Origin of the sequence: Aeromonas mytilicola subsp. aquatica, from assembly GCF_044336385.1 — a bacterium.
GTDB classification, from domain to species: domain Bacteria; phylum Pseudomonadota; class Gammaproteobacteria; order Enterobacterales; family Aeromonadaceae; genus Aeromonas; species Aeromonas rivipollensis.
Map to the genome: position 1 here is coordinate 2,981,436 of NZ_CP172298.1, position 16,275 is coordinate 2,997,710.

Genomic DNA, 16,275 nt, shown 5'->3' on the forward strand with positions numbered 1-16,275 from the left:
AGTGAGTCTATGGCGCTGATCCAGGCCTCCATCGAGCAATTGAGAGTCGGCCACTACATCCATCTCCCCACGGGATGGACCAGCCACCCTTTCATGTTCAATGCCTTCAAGATCCGCGACCAGCAGCAACTCGAGATCATCCGTCACCTCGAACTCACCCTGCTGATGGTGGATCCCGACAAGAGCGATCTCCCCGTCGAGCCCCTGCTGCGGGCCGAGCCGGCACCTTCACCCGATCTCGGGGCGACGCAAGATGCCTCCGCCCTCCCGACTGAACCCGCGTTCGACGAAAAGGCCTTTCGCCGCTCCCTTCGCACCGCCGACAAGGCATTCGGCCAATCTCTGTCTGATCTTCGCGACGCCCTCGGCGCCCTCAATCTCAAGCCCGACGAGGGGCTGGCCAACACCGCCCAGATGGTGCGCACCGTCGCTACCCGCCTCGCCGACCATCAGGGCCCCCTGGGCCTGCACCTCATCCGCAGCCAGCACACTGACATCCTGCTGCAACACAGTCTGAGCGTGGCCTTCATCGCCATGCTGATGGCAAGGGAGCTGGGCATGAGCCCCATCGAGATCGAGGAGGCGGGGCTGGCTGGCCTGCTGCACGATATCGGCGAGCTCAGGATCCCGAGCCAGATCACCCAGAAGCGGGGAGAGCTCAACAAGGCGGAGATCAACTTTCTCAACATGCATCCCCAGTACGGACTGGAGATGCTCAACCAGCTGCAGGCCTTCGAGCCCAGGATCCGCGAGGTTGCCCACCTCCATCACGAGCGGCTGGACGGCAGCGGTTTTCCCCTTGGCATCCAGGGGGACAGGATACCTCCCCTCGCCCGCCTCATCGGCCTGGTGGACTATTACGACGAGCTGCTGCACCCGCGCAGCGGCCTCCACCCGGCGGGACCGAGCCAGGCCATCGGCCAGCTCTACAAGTTGTCCCAGAAGAAATTCGATCAAGATCTGGTCAGATTGTTGATAAAGGTGCTGGGGGTCTATCCGCCCGGATCCCTGGTGCGCCTCGACGATGACTCGGTGGCGCTGGTGCTCTCGAGCGAGCCCAGCATGCCCCTCAAACCCAAGGTGCAACCCTATATCAAGGGGCAGCGCCCGGAAGCCGTGGCCATGATGGATCTGCGGGAAGATGGGAGAAGCATCATAGCCACCCTCAGGCAGGAGGAGCTGGATGAGGGACAACGGCCATTTTTCAACCTGGGCCGACGCGTCTGCTACTATTTCGCCTTCTGAGTTATCCCCAGAAGCTGGGGATAACTCATTGGACAAACCTGAATAATTGCTCGAGCCCCCTCAAAATCGTCCGCCATTGGAGCTGGATAAAAAACGCCCAGCCGAAGGCCGGGCGGAGCATGCCACCTCCGTGTGGCGCACCCAGTGGGCACATTCATGCTCCATTCAGCAATATCAAGCGCCGCCCGGTTACACAAATATCAATTTAACGTGCTGATTTTATATGGTTTTATTTTTTCATTCTGGCAAACTGCCCCCGCCATGGGGCCGCGTCCTGCATCAAGACGAGATCTTGCTCACAGTTCGCCCAGGTGGTGTTCGGGCCCGGGATACATCTTGAGGAAGGTTTTTTATGCAATTAGTCCTCTCCCTGCTCCAGCAGATGAGTGTCAGCCTGGTCATTGCCTACCTCTTCTCCAAGAGCCCCCTGCTGCGCCCCCTGGCCAACTACTCGGTCAGACTGCCGCACAAGATACTGATATACGTCATCTTCTCCTGCTTCTGCATACTGGGCACCTATGTGGGGCTGGACATAGACGACGCCATCGCCAATACCCGCGCCGTCGGCGCCGTGCTGGGGGGGCTGCTGGGAGGTCCCCTGGTGGGCTTTCTGGTGGGACTGACCGGGGGCCTGCATCGCTATACCCTGGGCGGCTTTACCGATCTCGCCTGCGCCATCTCCACCACCTGCGAGGGGCTGCTGGGGGGCCTGGTGCACTGGCGGCTGATGCGAACGAACCGGGTGGATGCCCTGTTCAATCCCCGGATTGCCTTCTTCACCACCCTCTACGCCGAGATCCTGCAGATGGTCATCATACTGCTGGTCGCCACGCCGTCCGAGCAGGCCCTGCAGCTGGTGCGCACCATAGCCACCCCCATGATCCTCGCCAACTCCTGCGGGGCGGCGCTCTTCATCAGCATGATCCGCGACCAGCAACGTATGTACGAGAAGTTCTCCCGGGTCTTCTCCGCCAAGGCGCTCACCATAGCCAACCGCACCCTGGGGATCATGACCCAGGGCTTCACCCCAGAGGCGAGCCGCAAGATAGCCCATATAGTGCAGGAGGAGACAGGGGTCGGCGCCGTCGCCATCACTGACACCGACAAGATCCTCGCCTTCATCGGCACCGGGGAGGATCACCACAAACCGGGCACCCCCATCACCTCCGCCATCACCCTGCAGGCCATAGCCCAGAACAAGGTGCTGTTTGCCGATGGCAACAGCCGTCCCTATCGCTGCAGCATCTCCCCCCAGTGCCAGCTCGGCTCGGTGCTGGTGATCCCGCTGCAAGGGGATCAGGGGGTGATAGGCACCATCAAGCTCTATGAACCCAAGAAGCGGCTCTTCCTCAAGATCAACCACACCCTGGGGGAAGGGATAGCCAACCTGCTGTCACAGCAGTTGCTGAGCGGGCGGCTGGAGCAGCAGCAGCGATTGCTGGTGCAGTCCGAGCTCAAGCTGGTGCAGGCGCAGATCAATCCCCACTTCCTGTTCAACACCCTCAATACCATCAGTGCCATTACCCGGCGCGACCCCGAGCGGGCACGCCAGCTGCTGCTGCACCTCTCCCTGTTCTTTCGCAAGAACCTCAAGCGCCAGAGCGGCTTGACCACGCTGCGGGAGGAGCAGGAGCACTGCCAGTCCTATCTGGAGATAGAGCAGGCCCGCTTTGGCGAGCGCCTGACCGTCATCAACGAGATACCGCCGCACCTGGCCGACATGCAACTGCCGAGCTTCACCCTGCAGCCCCTCATCGAGAATGCCATCAAGCACGGGATCTGCTCCCTGCTGGAGCAGGGGCGGATCCGGCTCTTCGCCGAGGAGGGGCCAGAGGGGGTCACCCTCTGCGTGGAGGACAATGCCGGAGCCTGGCAGCCGGGTCCCCAGGGGGACGGCCTTGGCATGAGCATTGTGGACAGGCGGCTCAAGAGTGCCTTCGGCGAGCGCTTTGGCATCCAGGTGCAGTGTGAGCCGGAGCAGTGGACCCGGGTCTCTTTCACCCTGCCCAGACAGCCGGATTCCCCTTCCAAGGAGATCACATGATCCGCACCCTGATAGTCGACGACGAACCCTATGCCCGCGAGGAGCTGGCCGAGTTGCTCGGCAGCGACCCCGACATCGAGATCATCGGCTCGGCCGCCAATGCCATAGAGGCGCTCTCACTCATTGCGCGGCTCAAGCCGGAGGTGGTGTTTCTCGACATCCAGATGCCCAAGCTCAGCGGCATGGAGCTGGTGGCCATGCTGGATCCCCTGCCCCGCATCGTCTTTGTCACGGCGTTTGATGACTACGCCATCCAGGCCTTCGAGGAGAATGCCTTCGACTACCTGCTCAAACCGGTGGAGCCCGCCCGGCTGGCGAAGACGCTGGCGCGCCTCAAACAGGATCTCAGCCCCCAGCCGGTGGCTGCGCTGACACCGGCCATTCGCCACATCCCCGGCTACCTACACAACCGGGTGCGTCTGCTACCCGTCGAGCAGGTGGAGTATGCCTTCTCGGATCTCGGCGGGGTGCATGTCGCCTGCCAGGGGGAGCTGTTTCACACCCAGCTCACCCTGAAATCTTTGGAGGAGAAGACACCGCTGCTGCGCTGCCACCGCCAGTACCTGGTGGCCCCGGGCGCCATCTTCGAGATCCAGTTGCTGGAAAACCAGCTGGCCCAGATAGTCACCCCAAGCGGCGCCCGGGTGCCGGTCAGCCGACGTTATCTCAAGGAGCTCAAAGACGAGCTGGGGCTGGAATGAGGGCGCCCGCTGTGCGCCGGATCACAGCGGGCGACCGCTCGGGTCGCCATGTCGCCGCTCACCATCATTTACCTGCCGTTAACAGAAGCCCCCACCTAGACTGACCGCGCACACCATAAAATAACAATGCTGGAGCGTAACAATGATCTGGTTCTTCCTCTGTGTCGGTCTGCTGGTCGCGGGCTACTTCATCTACGGCAAATTTGTCGAGCGCATATTCGGTCCCAAACCCGAGCTGGCCACCCCCGCCATCACCATGGCCGACGGCGTGGACTATGTCCCCATGTCGGACAAGAAGGTCTACCTGGTTCAACTGCTCAACATCGCCGGCGTCGGCCCCATCTTCGGCCCCATACTCGGTGCCCTCTACGGCCCGGTCGCCATGCTCTGGATAGTGTTCGGCTGCATCTTCGCCGGCGCGGTTCACGACTACTTCTCCGGCATGCTGTCGGTGCGCGCCAAGGGCGCTTCGGTACCGACCGTGGTCGGTGAGCACCTCGGCACCGCCGCCAAGCACTTCATGAACCTGTTCGCCGTGGTGCTCTTGATGCTGGTGGGCGTGGTCTTCGTGCTGAGCCCGGCGGGCCTCTTGGCCAACCTCACCTCCACCGATCTGGTCTACTGGATAGTGGCGATCTTTGCCTACTACATCCTCGCCACCATAGTCCCCATCGACAAGATCATCGGCCGCTTCTATCCCATCTTCGGCGCCCTGCTGGTGTTCATGTCGGTCGGCCTCATCATCGGCCTCATCGTCTCCGGCAAGGGCTTCTACAACACAGGGATGGATTTCTCCAACCTGCACCCGACCGAGCTGCCGCTCTGGCCGCTCTTGTTCATCACCATCGCCTGTGGCGCGGTATCGGGCTTCCACGCCACCCAGTCACCGTTGATGGCGCGCTGCATGCAGAACGAGAAATCCGGCCGCTTCATCTTCTACGGCGCCATGATAGGGGAAGGGATCATCGCCCTCATCTGGTGCACCCTGGGTCTCTCCTTCTACGACAGCACCGAAGCGCTCAACACCACCATGGCCAACGGCGGCCCGGCGGCCGTGGTACACGAGGTCTCCACCAGCCTGCTCGGCACAGTGGGCGGCATTCTGGCCATCCTCGGCGTAGTGATCCTGCCCATCACCTCCGGTGACACCGCGTTTCGCAGCGCTCGCCTCATAGTGGCGGACTTCCTGAAGATGACCCAGAAGCCGCTGGTCAAGCGCCTGCTCATCGCCATCCCCATGTTCATCCTCGGTTTCATCATCTCCAAGGCCGAGTTCGGGGTGATCTGGCGCTACTTCGGCTGGGCCAACCAGACCACAGCCGTCATCATGCTGTGGGCCGCCGCCGCCTACCTCATCAAGGAGGGCAAGCTGCACTGGATCTGCACCATACCCGCCATCTTCATGACAGCCGTGGTCATCACCTACCTGGCCAACGCCCCCATCGGCTTCGGGCTGGCGATGAACGTCTCCACCATCATAGGTCTGGTGAGTACCGCCCTCATCACCCTGGCCTTCCTGGTGAAGTTCAGACCCTCGCAGCTAAGGGAAGCCAAGGAGAGCTGAGTCCAGAGACTGTGTTTTCCCCATGACAAGAGGCCCGGCATTGCTGCCGGGCCTCTTCATTTTCCAGGGGTTCACTCCTTGGCGGGCGTCCCGGGCGCCTCGGCGGGCGCCTGGTACCAGTGCTCCCTGGCCACCAGCACCGCCTGCTCCGGCTGGGCGATGAAGTTGGGGGACATGATCTGCACACCGAACTCGTTGAACACATCCTGGATGTGGCCATGAAGCTCGGTCTTGACCACGGCGGGGAGCAAGTCCGCCTTCATCCGTACCTGCAACTCGTATTCCACATACCAGTCCTGCAGATTGAGCTGACGCACCAGGGGCGGCTCGGTCTGATTGAGCATGGTGCAGCGCCGGGCCGCCAGTTCCAGCATGGCGTGCACCTGACGCCAGGGCGCATCGTAGCCGATCGTCACCTTGGTCAGCAGTGCTACCCCCTTCTCCCCCGCCAGCCGCGTCAGGTTCACCACCTTGCCCCCCACCACCACGGCATTGGGCAGAGTCACCTCGTGATCCTGGCGTGTCACCAGCTTGGTGGAGAGAGCATTGAGCTCGCTCACCATTCCCTCTACCTCGCCAATCTGCACCAGATCGCCGGGCCGCAGGGCGCGGGAGTAGATGAGCACCAGGCCGCTCATGGCATGGTTCATGATGCCCGCCGACCCCAGGGTCACCATGAGGCCGAAGAAGACGCTGATCCCCTTGAAGGCGTCGGAGTCGGCACCGGGCAGATAGGGGTAGGCCACGGTCAGAGCAAACAGCCAGATCACCACAGAGAGTAGCCGCCGGGTCGCGCCTATGGTCTCGGCATGCAGCCCCTGCACGCGAAACTGCCCCCGCTCGATGCGATCGAAGAGAATGGCCAGCATACGGATGAAGAAGCGGGTGATGATGACGATCAGCATCACTGTCACCAGGCCCGGCATGGCCGCAATCATGCCCTCCAGCATGTCGCCGCACAGGGCAAACAGGGAGTCTCCCAGCCGCTCGCTCCAGGCCCGGGTCTGGGGGAAGAGACCAAGCACATAGGTGAGCCAGCCATAGGTGAGCATGAAGATCAGCAACAGGGTCAGCAGGCCGAGCAGGCGGATCTCCACGTTGCCCGCTACCTGGCGCCACTGATGGGGGATCAATCCCTTCTGCAGCAGGAGGCGATTGGCGAGCCACTTCCTGACTCGTCTATGACCCCATTGCAGAGACCAGATGAGGCCGAAGAAGATCAGGCTGGCCAGGAGCGCCAAGCCGCCAGCCTTGACCAGATAGGGGGTGGAGTGCAACTCGAGGTATTTGAGCCGTACCTTGTCGAGCCGCTGGCGGACACGCTCGCTCGCCTGATCCAGCGTCAGCTCGTCGAGGGCTTCCAGATCCCCCTCCACCAGCACCAGGATCCGCTTGCCGTTGACCAGGAACTCCCGGCTGTCCTGCCCGAAGCGCCTGGCGCTCACCAGGGTCACCGGCTGTTCAAGATCGGAGGCCTGCATCTGCTTGAGCCGCTCCTGCACCAGCCGGACCCTGCCCGCCCCGTCCAGAGTGCCAAACTTGGCCTGGAGCATGACGATGGGTTCATGGAGCAGCACCAGGGTCTGTGCCTTCTCCTGCACAGTCGGCTCCAGCCGGGGTTCGGCGGCCCATGCTGCCGTGACCTGGGCTAGCATGAGCAGCAGCCCCAACCAGAGGTTCATTGTGTATCGCCTTTCCATCGCGCACCTTTTTTTGTTACGAGACATACGAATCTCTTTCATGCTTGATTTTATAGAAAGAAATCAATGATGCCTGATAAATAGCCAACCGGTTAACCGAGCCTGTACTGATGACCCAACTCCCTGCTCGCCCCCTTGCGCTCTGCTAATATGCTGTCATCATGAGCCGATTATTGTGAATGCCAGGCTCCGGGTATGGCCTCGCGACTTTGATGGGAGAAACCGATGGTACTTGACTACATTGCCCTGGGAATATTGGTGTTCGTTGTCTTGATCATGTTCTATGGAGTCATCGTCATACACGATATTCCCTATGAAATCGCCAAGCATCGCAATCACCCGCACCAGGATGCCATTCATGTGGCCGGCTGGGTCAGCCTGTTCACCCTGCACGTGCTCTGGCCTTTCCTCTGGATCTGGGCCACGCTCTATCGCCCTGATCGCGGCTGGGGGTTCAGCCAGCGTCTTGAAAAAGACGAAGGCGAAATCACCGCACTCAAGCAAGAGCTTGCCGCCCTGCAGGCCCGTATGACCACGCTCGAACAGACTGAAAAATAGGTAACCCTCCATGGATTTGCTACTTATTCTCACCTATACGGCCATCTGTGTAGGGATTTTCAAGATCTTCAAGATCCCGCTCAACAAGTGGACTGTACCGACCGCCGTGCTTGGTGGAGTCTTCATCATAGGGGCCCTCATCACCCTGATGAACTACAACCACCCCTATGCCCAGACGGCCCGGGATTACTACGTCTCCACCCCCGTCGTTCCCCTGGTGAAGGGACGAGTGACCGAGGTCCCCGTCAAGCCCAACCAGGAAGTGAAGCAAGGCGACGTGCTGTTCAAGATAGATCCGGTGCGCTTCGAGCAGAAAGTCAACAGCGTGGCCGCCCGTCTCACCGCCAGCAAGGAGAGCCTCAAATCCATCAGCGCCAGACTCCGCTCTGCGGTGCTTGACCGGGATCGGGCGAAAGAGCTGATGCGCCGTGGTATCGGCAAACAGCGCGATCTGGATGTGACGCAGGCCAACGTCGATGACATCACGGCACAGATAGATCAGCAGAAAGCGACCATCGAAGATCTGCAGGCCCAACTGAGCGAAGCACAGTACAACCTGGATCAGACAGTGGTCTATGCCCCCTCGGATGGCTATGTGCTGCAAATGGCCCTGCGCCCCGGCATGGTGGCCACTCCCTACCTGTATCGCCCCGTGATGACCTTCGTTCACAAGGACGAGAACTTCTATGTGGGCTGGTTCTGGCAGAACAGCATGCAACGCCTCAAGGCGGGTGACGAAGCGGAAGTGGTCATCGATGGCGCCCCAGGCCGCATCTTCAAGGGCAAGGTCGAGGCCATCATCCCGGCCATAGCGTCCGGCAACGTGCAAGCCAACGCCCCCTTGGTGGATCAGAGCTCGGCGCAGCAACCGGGTCGCCTGCCGGTGCTCATCCGCATCACGGATCCAGACTGGGCCAAGTATCAGGTGATCGCCGGCTCCAGCGGTCAGGCAGCCATCTACACCGACCACATGCACCATGTGGCCATCATGCGCAAGATCCTGCTGCGCATGGGCAGCTGGCTCAACTACCTGTTCCCCTTCCACTAAGCACCTTGGTGGTATCTGCGGGCCGGCATCATGCCGGCCCGCTGTTTTTGTGGCCCCAAGATCCCTATAATGGCGCCATCCTGCGCCGCACCATGCTCACACGCCACGCCCCCATGTTCGTTCTCAGACCCTATCAAACCGACGCCGTCAACGCCGTGATCAGCCACTTTCGCAAGCTCCCGGATCCCGCCGTGGTGGTGCTGCCCACTGGGGCGGGCAAGAGTCTGGTGATCGCCGAACTGGCCCGCAAGGCCCGTGGCCGGGTGCTGGTGCTGGCCCATGTCAAGGAGCTGGTGGAGCAGAACCACGCCAAGTACGAGGCCTGGGGGCTCAAGGCCGACATCTTCGCCGCAGGCCTAGCCCGCAAGGAGGCGAGCGCCCAGGTGGTGTTCGGCTCGGTGCAGTCGGTGGCCCGCAACCTGACCACGTTTGATGGGGCGTTTTCCCTGCTCATCATCGACGAGTGCCACAGAGTCTCGCTCGATGACGACAGCCAGTACCATCAGGTGATCGAGCATCTCAAGGGGACCAATCCGGCCCTCAGGATCCTGGGGCTCACCGCCACCCCGTACCGGATGGGGCTGGGCTGGATCTACCGGCGCCACTACCATGGCATGGTGAAGAGCCACGGCGAGCGGCTCTTTGGCGACTGCGTGTTCGAGCTGCCCCTGCGCTTCATGGTGAAGAATGGTTACCTGACGCCACCGCGCATGATAGATGCCCCCATAGTCCACTACGACTTCAGCAAGCTGGTACCCAGGGAGAACGGCCTCTTCAGCGAGGCGGATCTCAACGGCGAGCTCAAGCGCCAGCAGCGGGTCACCCCCCATATCCTCAATCAGGTGCTGGAGTATGCCGCCAAGCGGCAAGGGGTGATGATCTTCGCCGCCACCGTCGAGCACGCCCGGGAAATTCAGGGGCTGCTGCTCGCCAAATCCCAGACGGCGGCCCTCGTCACCGGCGAAACCCCGGGGCCGGAGCGCGATGCCCTGATCCATGCCTTCAAGGAGCGGGAGATCAAGTTTCTGGTCAACGTGGCTGTGCTCACCACCGGCTTCGATGCCCCCCATGTGGATCTCATCGTGATGCTGCGCCCCACCGAGTCGGTGTCGCTCTATCAGCAGATTGTGGGGCGCGGCCTGCGCCTGTCGCCGGGCAAGACCGATTGCCTGGTGCTCGACTATGCGGGCAACAACTTCAACCTGTTTGCCCCCGAAGTGGGAGAGCCCAGACCCCACGCCGGCACAGAGCCGGTACAGGTCCCCTGCCCCGCCTGCGGCTTTGCCAACACCTTCTGGGGCAAGACAGACGAGGAGGGCAAGGTGGTCGAGCACTACGGCCGCCGCTGCCAGGGGCTGTTTGAAGATGACGAGGGCCACCGCGAGGAGTGCGACTATCGCTTTCGCGCCAAGATCTGTCCCGCCTGCGGCGCCGAAAACGACATCGCAGCTCGCCGCTGCCAGAGCTGCGACCAGTTGCTGGTGGATCCGGATGACAAGCTCAAGGAAGCCCTCAATCTCAAGGACTGCATGGTCATTCGCTGCGCCGGTCTCACCCTCACCGCAGGGCGCGGCAAACAGGGGGAGCGGCTGGAGGTGACCTACCACGATGAGGACGGTCTTACCCTGACGGAGTACTTCGCCTTTCACACCAGCGGTGCGCGGCGCTTGTTTCAACAACGCTTTGTGCGTCATCATTGGCCCGCCCCGGGCCTGGAGCCCGAATTCACCACTCTGGCGAGCGTGCTGGCTGCGCAAAGCCAGTTCCGTCACCCGGATTTCGTCATCGCACGCAAGTCGGGGCGTTTCTGGCAGGTGAAGGAGAAAATTTTTGATTATGAAGGGCGGTACCGCACTGCCAACGCCTTTGCCTAGCCACGCCGTCTGGCGGGCAAATGACAGTCACCAGGTTTGATTATCAGGGGCGCATCGCACTGCCGGCGCCCTTCGTTCAGTTAGAGGATCTTATGCAGCGGTTGTTGATTGGTTTTTGTGCTCTCTTTTCCCTGGTGGCCCAGGCCACCCCGCTGACCCCGCCCAAGGGGGGCCAGTACGCCGTCATAGTCCAGGGCAACAGCGGGGTGGAATTTGCCCGTCACGCCGACGACATGATAGCCCCCGCCTCCACCATGAAGGTGCTGACCGCACTGGCCGCCCGCCTCGAGCTCGGCGCCGACTTCCGTTTCGCCACCGAGATCCAGGCCCAGGCTGGCGCCAGGCAAGGCAACACCATCAATGGCGACATCTGGATCAACTTCGTCGGCGACCCCACACTGTCGCGGATGGATCTGGTGGCCCTGTTCAAGCAGCTAGGGGTTACCCGCATCCAGGGCAATGTCTACGTCAACACCGGCGCCTACAACGGCTATGAGCGCGGCAACGGCTGGTCCTGGGGGGATCAGACTCTCTGCTTCGCAGCCCCCGTCTCCGCCGTCATCATCGACAAGAACTGTGCCTACGGCACCATCACAGCCACCCAGATTGGCAGGCCTGCGGTGGGCAACGTCGCCACCGGCGTCCCCATCGGCATAGGTGCCGACAACGTGGAGGTGATGAGCTATGGCGACATGGCGCGTCAGTTCTGCGCCCTGGAAGTGGACATGGCCAAGGGCAACTTCTACGAACTCAAGGGCTGCATCACCCCGAACAAGGAGCCGCAGGGCCTGCGCTTTGCCATTCACGACGTGGAAGCCTGGGGCTGGGACAACATCCGCTGGGCCATGAACCGCGCAGGGATCAGCCACGATGGTCTGCTGCGGGTCACCCATCAGGCTCCGGTGAGCGCCGATACCCTGGCCACCCACTACTCGGTCTCCCTGCCGGTGATGCTCTCCAAGATGCTGAAGAAATCCGACAACCTCTACGCCGACACCTTCCTCAAAACCGTGGGTCGTCACTACTACAACAAGCCGGGCAGCTATCGCAGCGGCACCATGGCGGTGCGCGCCATCCTGACCAAGCACGGCATAGATCTGGGCAACGCCACCCTGGCCGACGGCTCCGGCCTCTCCGCCCACAACCTCATCAGCGCACGCCAGATGCTGTCGGTGCTGAACTTCATCCAGAAGAACGACGCCGAGCTCGACTTCATCAAGCTGCTGCCTAGCTCCCAGGTGGACGGCACCCTGGCCTGGCGACGCAGCGTCACCGCCCCCATGATGAAGAACAAGGTGCACGCCAAGACGGGCACCATCACCGGCACCTCCAACCTGGCCGGCTTTATCGACACCGCGGGTGGCCAGCGCAAGGCCTTCGTGATGTTCCAGCGCGGTCTGTCCCAGGATCCGGCGACCCACGAGCGCTACCGCGCCAGCAAGGCCGCCTGGCCCTGGACAGTGTTCGAGAAGGGGGTGCTGGAGAGCATCTATCAGCAGCAACCCCTCCAGATTGCCGAGCAATAAGGCAGGTTGGAGTGTAGTGGAGCGGAACGCATCGCTCAGCAGCAACGAATCAGATTGCCGAACAGTAAGGCAGGCTTGAGTGGCGCGGAACGCATCGCTCGGCAGCCACGAATCCAGAGTGCCGAGATTGCCGAGATTGCCGAGTTATCGGGCTGGAATAGTTCGCCGCCGCCAATCCAGAATCCCGCGCCAGGTGCCGACCTCTGTGTCGGCACCTATCCGGGGTGCAATCGAGCACGGCGAATGCGCGTATCGGTATTTTCAGCTTTGACTGGCCCAAAGCCGAGGCTATGCTGTCGCCAGCCTCGTCTCAACGGCCTTATCTAACGGAGAGAAAAGATGTTTGTAGAAATTTTTGGTCGCCCGGGTTGCCCCTATTGCGTTCGTGCCAAGCAGATTGCCGAGCAACTGACCGAGGAGCGCGATGACTTCGAGTTCCGCTATGTGGATATCAACGTCGCCGGGCTCACCAAGGACGATCTGGCCGCCAAGGCGGGCAAGCCCGTCACCACAGTGCCGCAGATCTTCCTGGACGAGCAGCACATCGGTGGCTGCACCGATTTCGAGGCCTATGCCAGAGCCAATCTGGGTCTGTAAGACAGTTTTCCCAATTTAAAAGGCGCCTCAGGCGCCTTTTTTGATCTTGTTCTACCTGGTTCACTCCACCGGCGTGAAGCGGCTCACCACCTGCCCCTGATGCTCAATCCACTCCATGAACATGGCGACCGGGCGGGCATAGACATGACCATCCTGCTCGGATTGGTAGACAACCAGCTGTTCCTGGGTTTCGGTGTGCAGGGCCAGGGCGAGCACTTGATAGTAACCCCCCTTGAAGTGGCGGTAGCGACCGGTTGCGGGTGCGTGCATGAAGATCCTCGATGACAGGATGAAAGGACGCCCTGAGCTGCGCGCGCCCTTGGCCGGCAGCAGGGGTGGGAGCAGATTTTTACCCCAGCCAATCGTGCCAGATGGGATGGATAATTCAATACACTCTTGCTGCTTTATGAACCTCTCCCTCATCTTTCACTAGTCTCTCGCGAGACAGGCAAACGATCCTGCTGAATTTAACAGACTGGCAACCCTGTTTCAGGGGTAAATATCAGGGATTTATTCCATAAATTAGATTGTTCTAGCATTCAATTCTGTGAAGAATAGGGGTAGAGAAATTTGATACTAAAAAAAGCTTTTCTGCCAACGCGCCCCCAGGGGAAGGAATCACGCTCACCATGTTCACTATCGACAAGTCGCACAAGCTCGACGATGTCTGCTATGACATTCGCGGCCCGGTGCATAAAGAGGCCCGCCGTCTCGAGGACGAAGGCCACCGCATCATCAAGCTCAACATCGGCAACCCGGCCCCGTTCGGTTTCGATGCGCCTGAAGAGATCATCAAGGATGTGATCCTCAACATGCCCCAGAGCCAGGGCTACTGCGACTCCAAGGGGCTCTTCTCGGCCCGCAAGGCGGTGATGCAGTACTACCAGCAAAAGGGGATGCGCAAGGTCGACATCGACGACATCTATATCGGCAATGGCGCCAGCGAGCTCATCGTGATGGCCATGCAGGCGCTGCTCAACAACGGCGACGAGATGCTGGTGCCCTCCCCCGACTACCCGCTCTGGACCGCCGCCGTCACCCTCTCCGGTGGCCATGCGGTGCACTACCGCTGCGATGAAGGGGCCGACTGGCATCCGGATCTGGACGACATCCGCGCCCGCATCACCCCGCGCACCCGCGGCCTGGTGCTGATCAACCCGAACAACCCGACCGGCGCCGTCTACGGCAGCGAATTCCAGCTGGAGCTGATCGAGATCGCCCGCCAGCACAACCTCATCATCTTCGCCGACGAGATCTACGACAAGATCCTCTACGACGACATCTCCCACACCAGCGTCTGCACCCAGTGTGACGATGTGATGGTGGTGACCTTCAACGGCCTCTCCAAGGCCTACCGCGCCTGCGGATTCCGCCAGGGCTGGATGGTCATCACCGGGCCCAAGGGCCGTGCCAGGGGCTACATCGAAGGGCTGGAGATGCTGGCCTCCATGCGGCTCTGTGCCAACGTGCCCATGCAGCACGCCATCCAGACCGCCCTTGGTGGCTACCAGAGCATCAACGAGCTGATCCTGCCGGGCGGCCGCCTGCGCCGCCAGCGGGACAAGGCGTGGGAGCTATTGAACGAGATCCCCGGCGTCTCCTGCGTCAAACCAAAGGGGGCGCTTTACATGTTCCCGCGCCTCGATCCCAAGGTGTACGACATTCGCGACGACCAGAAGATGGTGTTCGACCTGCTGCAGCAAGAGAAGCTCTTGCTGGTGCAGGGCACCGGCTTCAACTGGCCGGCACCGGATCACTTCCGGCTGGTGTTCCTGCCCCGGGAAGAGGAGCTGGAAGAGGCCATAGGCCGTCTCGCCCGCTTCCTCAAGGGCTACAAGCAGTAAGCAAGGCTCATGAAAAAGGCTCCCTCGGGAGCCTTTTTGCTGTCTGTCGTTTTTCAGCCGGGGAGCAGGGTACCGGCCACCAGCACCCCAATGGTGATGAGGGCCACGCCGATGATAAAGGGCAGCACCCAGCGCACGAAGCGATCGTAGGGGATCCTGGCGAGCGCCAGCCCCGCCACCAGATGAGCGGCGGTGGGAGCGAACAGGTTGATCCAGCCGGAGGCGGACTGATAGGCGGTGATCACCAGATCCCGGGAGATGCCGGAGAAATCCGCCAGCGGCCCCATCAGCGGCATGGAGACGGTCGCCAGCCCCGAGGTGGAGGGGATGAAGAAGCTCAGGATGATGTGCACCAGATAGGCCATCAGGATGAAGACCGACGAGGAGAGCCCGGTCACCAGCCCTTCGGCCCAGTGCAATATGGTGTCTATGATGACGCCCTGCTCCATCACCACATAGATGCCGCGCGCCACCGCCACCACCAGGGCCACCCCGATGAGATCCCGAGCCCCGCTCAGGAAGGTCGCCACATAGTTGGATTCCGGCATCCGGTTGATGATCGCAATCAGGATGGAGGCGCTGAAGAACAGGGTGGAGAGCTCGTCGAACCACCAGCCAAAGGTGGGCAGCAGATCTATGCCCAGATCCGACCAGGGCACCACCGCATAGATCATCAGCAGGAAGGTGCCGAAGAAGACCAGCATGGTGAGCTTCTGCTTGCCGCTGAAGGCAAGATTGCTGCTCTTCATCTGGGAGAATTCGTCGTCATAGACGATGTCGGCCAGCACGGAGCGGGATTTGTCCTGCTGCACCTGCTTGGCGTAGCGCATCACGAACCAGGAGGCGAAGATCACCAACAGCAGCCACTGGATGACCCTAAGACCAATCCCCTCGCCGATGGGAATGCCGGCAAAACCGGAGGCGATGCCGGTGGCAAAGGGGTTGACGGTGGAGGCGAGCACCCCGACCCCGGAGCCGAGCAGGATGATCCCCGCTGCCACCATGCGATCGAAGCCCGCCGCCATCATGACAGGCACTATCAGCGCCCAGAAGGCCACCGTCTCCTCCGCCATGCCGAAGGTGGATCCGCCGAGGGCAAAGAGAGCGATCAGCACCGGGATCAGCAGTCGCTCACGACCGGCAAAGGCGCGCACTATGGCTCCCACCCCGGCATCGAGCGCCCCGCTCTGCATGGTCACCGCCAGAAAGCCGCCGATGATGAGCACGAAGAGCGCCACATCGGCCGCCTTGTGAAAGCCCTGGATCGGGGCCTTAAGTACCTCGAACACCCCCTGGGGCTGGGAAGGCAGCTCGGTATAGCTGCCGGGCACAGGCAGCAATCGCTCGTCGCCGCTGTAGTCGGCCACGGCCGCCGCCGCGATCGGCTGCTGGGTCTTGGCGGTCACATAGTTATACTTGCCCGCCGGCAGCACCCAGGTGAGGGCCGCCATCAGGGCGATGATGATGAAAAGCAGGGTATAGACAGTGGGGAGTTGGCGCTTCTTGGGCGCCTCGTTTGGAGTGGTCATGGCTTCCCTTCCTCGGCAATGCCGTCAATGTTCCGATCAGCGCAA

The 16,275-nt window shown here is 61.5% G+C and carries 13 protein-coding genes; 10 read left to right on the plus strand and 3 right to left on the minus strand.

What is annotated here, in order from left to right; genetic code table 11:
• The first annotated feature begins 9 nt into the window (after positions 1-9).
• The 4 genes from ACFWHB_RS13580 (at position 10) to ACFWHB_RS13595 (ending at position 5,554) form a co-directional block, all read left to right on the plus strand.
• A complete protein-coding gene (locus tag ACFWHB_RS13580; protein WP_395948649.1) occupies positions 10-1,245 on the plus strand; it encodes an HD-GYP domain-containing protein in 1,236 nt (411 codons plus the stop codon).
• Positions 1,246-1,597: 352 nt separating this feature from the next.
• Entirely contained in the window at positions 1,598-3,289 is a 1,692-nt protein-coding gene (locus ACFWHB_RS13585; protein ID WP_395948650.1) for a sensor histidine kinase, read from the plus strand.
• Entirely contained in the window at positions 3,286-3,990 is a 705-nt protein-coding gene (btsR, locus tag ACFWHB_RS13590) for a two-component system response regulator BtsR (RefSeq protein WP_234568638.1), read from the plus strand. The genes ACFWHB_RS13585 and btsR overlap by 4 nt, the downstream gene beginning before the upstream one ends.
• 142 nt (positions 3,991-4,132) lie before the next feature.
• Positions 4,133-5,554: a carbon starvation CstA family protein gene (locus tag ACFWHB_RS13595; RefSeq protein ID WP_395948651.1), complete on the plus strand. Its 1,422-nt coding sequence runs from the start codon at positions 4,133-4,135 to the stop codon at positions 5,552-5,554.
• A 71-nt stretch (positions 5,555-5,625) separates the two neighbouring features.
• Here ACFWHB_RS13595 and ACFWHB_RS13600 read toward each other — a convergent pair whose 3' ends face one another.
• Complete coding sequence (locus ACFWHB_RS13600) at positions 5,626-7,236, minus strand: mechanosensitive ion channel family protein (protein ID WP_395948652.1); 1,611 nt, start codon at positions 7,234-7,236, stop codon at positions 5,626-5,628.
• Between the two features lie 243 nt (positions 7,237-7,479).
• Between ACFWHB_RS13600 and ACFWHB_RS13605 the strand changes: the two genes are divergently transcribed.
• The 5 genes from ACFWHB_RS13605 to ACFWHB_RS13625 all read left to right on the plus strand — a co-directional run bounded on the left by ACFWHB_RS13605 (position 7,480) and on the right by ACFWHB_RS13625 (position 12,857).
• Complete coding sequence (locus tag ACFWHB_RS13605) at positions 7,480-7,812, plus strand: DUF3302 domain-containing protein (RefSeq protein WP_106887198.1); 333 nt, start codon at positions 7,480-7,482, stop codon at positions 7,810-7,812.
• Between the two features lie 10 nt (positions 7,813-7,822).
• Positions 7,823-8,860: an HlyD family secretion protein gene (locus ACFWHB_RS13610; RefSeq protein WP_289987324.1), complete on the plus strand. Its 1,038-nt coding sequence runs from the start codon at positions 7,823-7,825 to the stop codon at positions 8,858-8,860.
• A 113-nt stretch (positions 8,861-8,973) separates the two neighbouring features.
• Positions 8,974-10,734, plus strand: a complete 1,761-nt coding sequence (locus ACFWHB_RS13615) for a DEAD/DEAH box helicase (protein WP_395948653.1) — start codon at positions 8,974-8,976, stop codon at positions 10,732-10,734.
• Between the two features lie 92 nt (positions 10,735-10,826).
• On the plus strand, positions 10,827-12,260 hold the full coding sequence (gene dacB, locus ACFWHB_RS13620; protein ID WP_106887200.1) for a D-alanyl-D-alanine carboxypeptidase/D-alanyl-D-alanine endopeptidase: 1,434 nt from the start codon (positions 10,827-10,829) through the stop codon (positions 12,258-12,260).
• 339 nt (positions 12,261-12,599) lie between these two features.
• Positions 12,600-12,857, plus strand: a complete 258-nt coding sequence (locus tag ACFWHB_RS13625; protein WP_010674029.1) for a GrxA family glutaredoxin — start codon at positions 12,600-12,602, stop codon at positions 12,855-12,857.
• Between the two features lie 60 nt (positions 12,858-12,917).
• On the opposite strand, the gene ACFWHB_RS13630 is transcribed toward ACFWHB_RS13625, so the two are convergent.
• Positions 12,918-13,127 (minus strand): DUF1653 domain-containing protein, encoded by a 210-nt coding sequence (locus ACFWHB_RS13630; RefSeq protein WP_395948654.1) that lies wholly within the window; start codon positions 13,125-13,127, stop codon positions 12,918-12,920.
• Positions 13,128-13,486: 359 nt separating this feature from the next.
• Here ACFWHB_RS13630 and ACFWHB_RS13635 point away from each other — a divergent pair, with 359 nt between their 5' ends.
• The gene (locus ACFWHB_RS13635) at positions 13,487-14,701 is read left to right on the plus strand and encodes a pyridoxal phosphate-dependent aminotransferase (RefSeq protein WP_106887201.1); all 1,215 of its coding nucleotides are present in this window, start codon (positions 13,487-13,489) and stop codon (positions 14,699-14,701) included.
• 53 nt (positions 14,702-14,754) lie between these two features.
• On the opposite strand, the gene ACFWHB_RS13640 is transcribed toward ACFWHB_RS13635, so the two are convergent.
• Positions 14,755-16,230: a YfcC family protein gene (locus tag ACFWHB_RS13640; RefSeq protein WP_395948655.1), complete on the minus strand. Its 1,476-nt coding sequence runs from the start codon at positions 16,228-16,230 to the stop codon at positions 14,755-14,757.
• Positions 16,231-16,275: the final 45 nt, after the last annotated feature.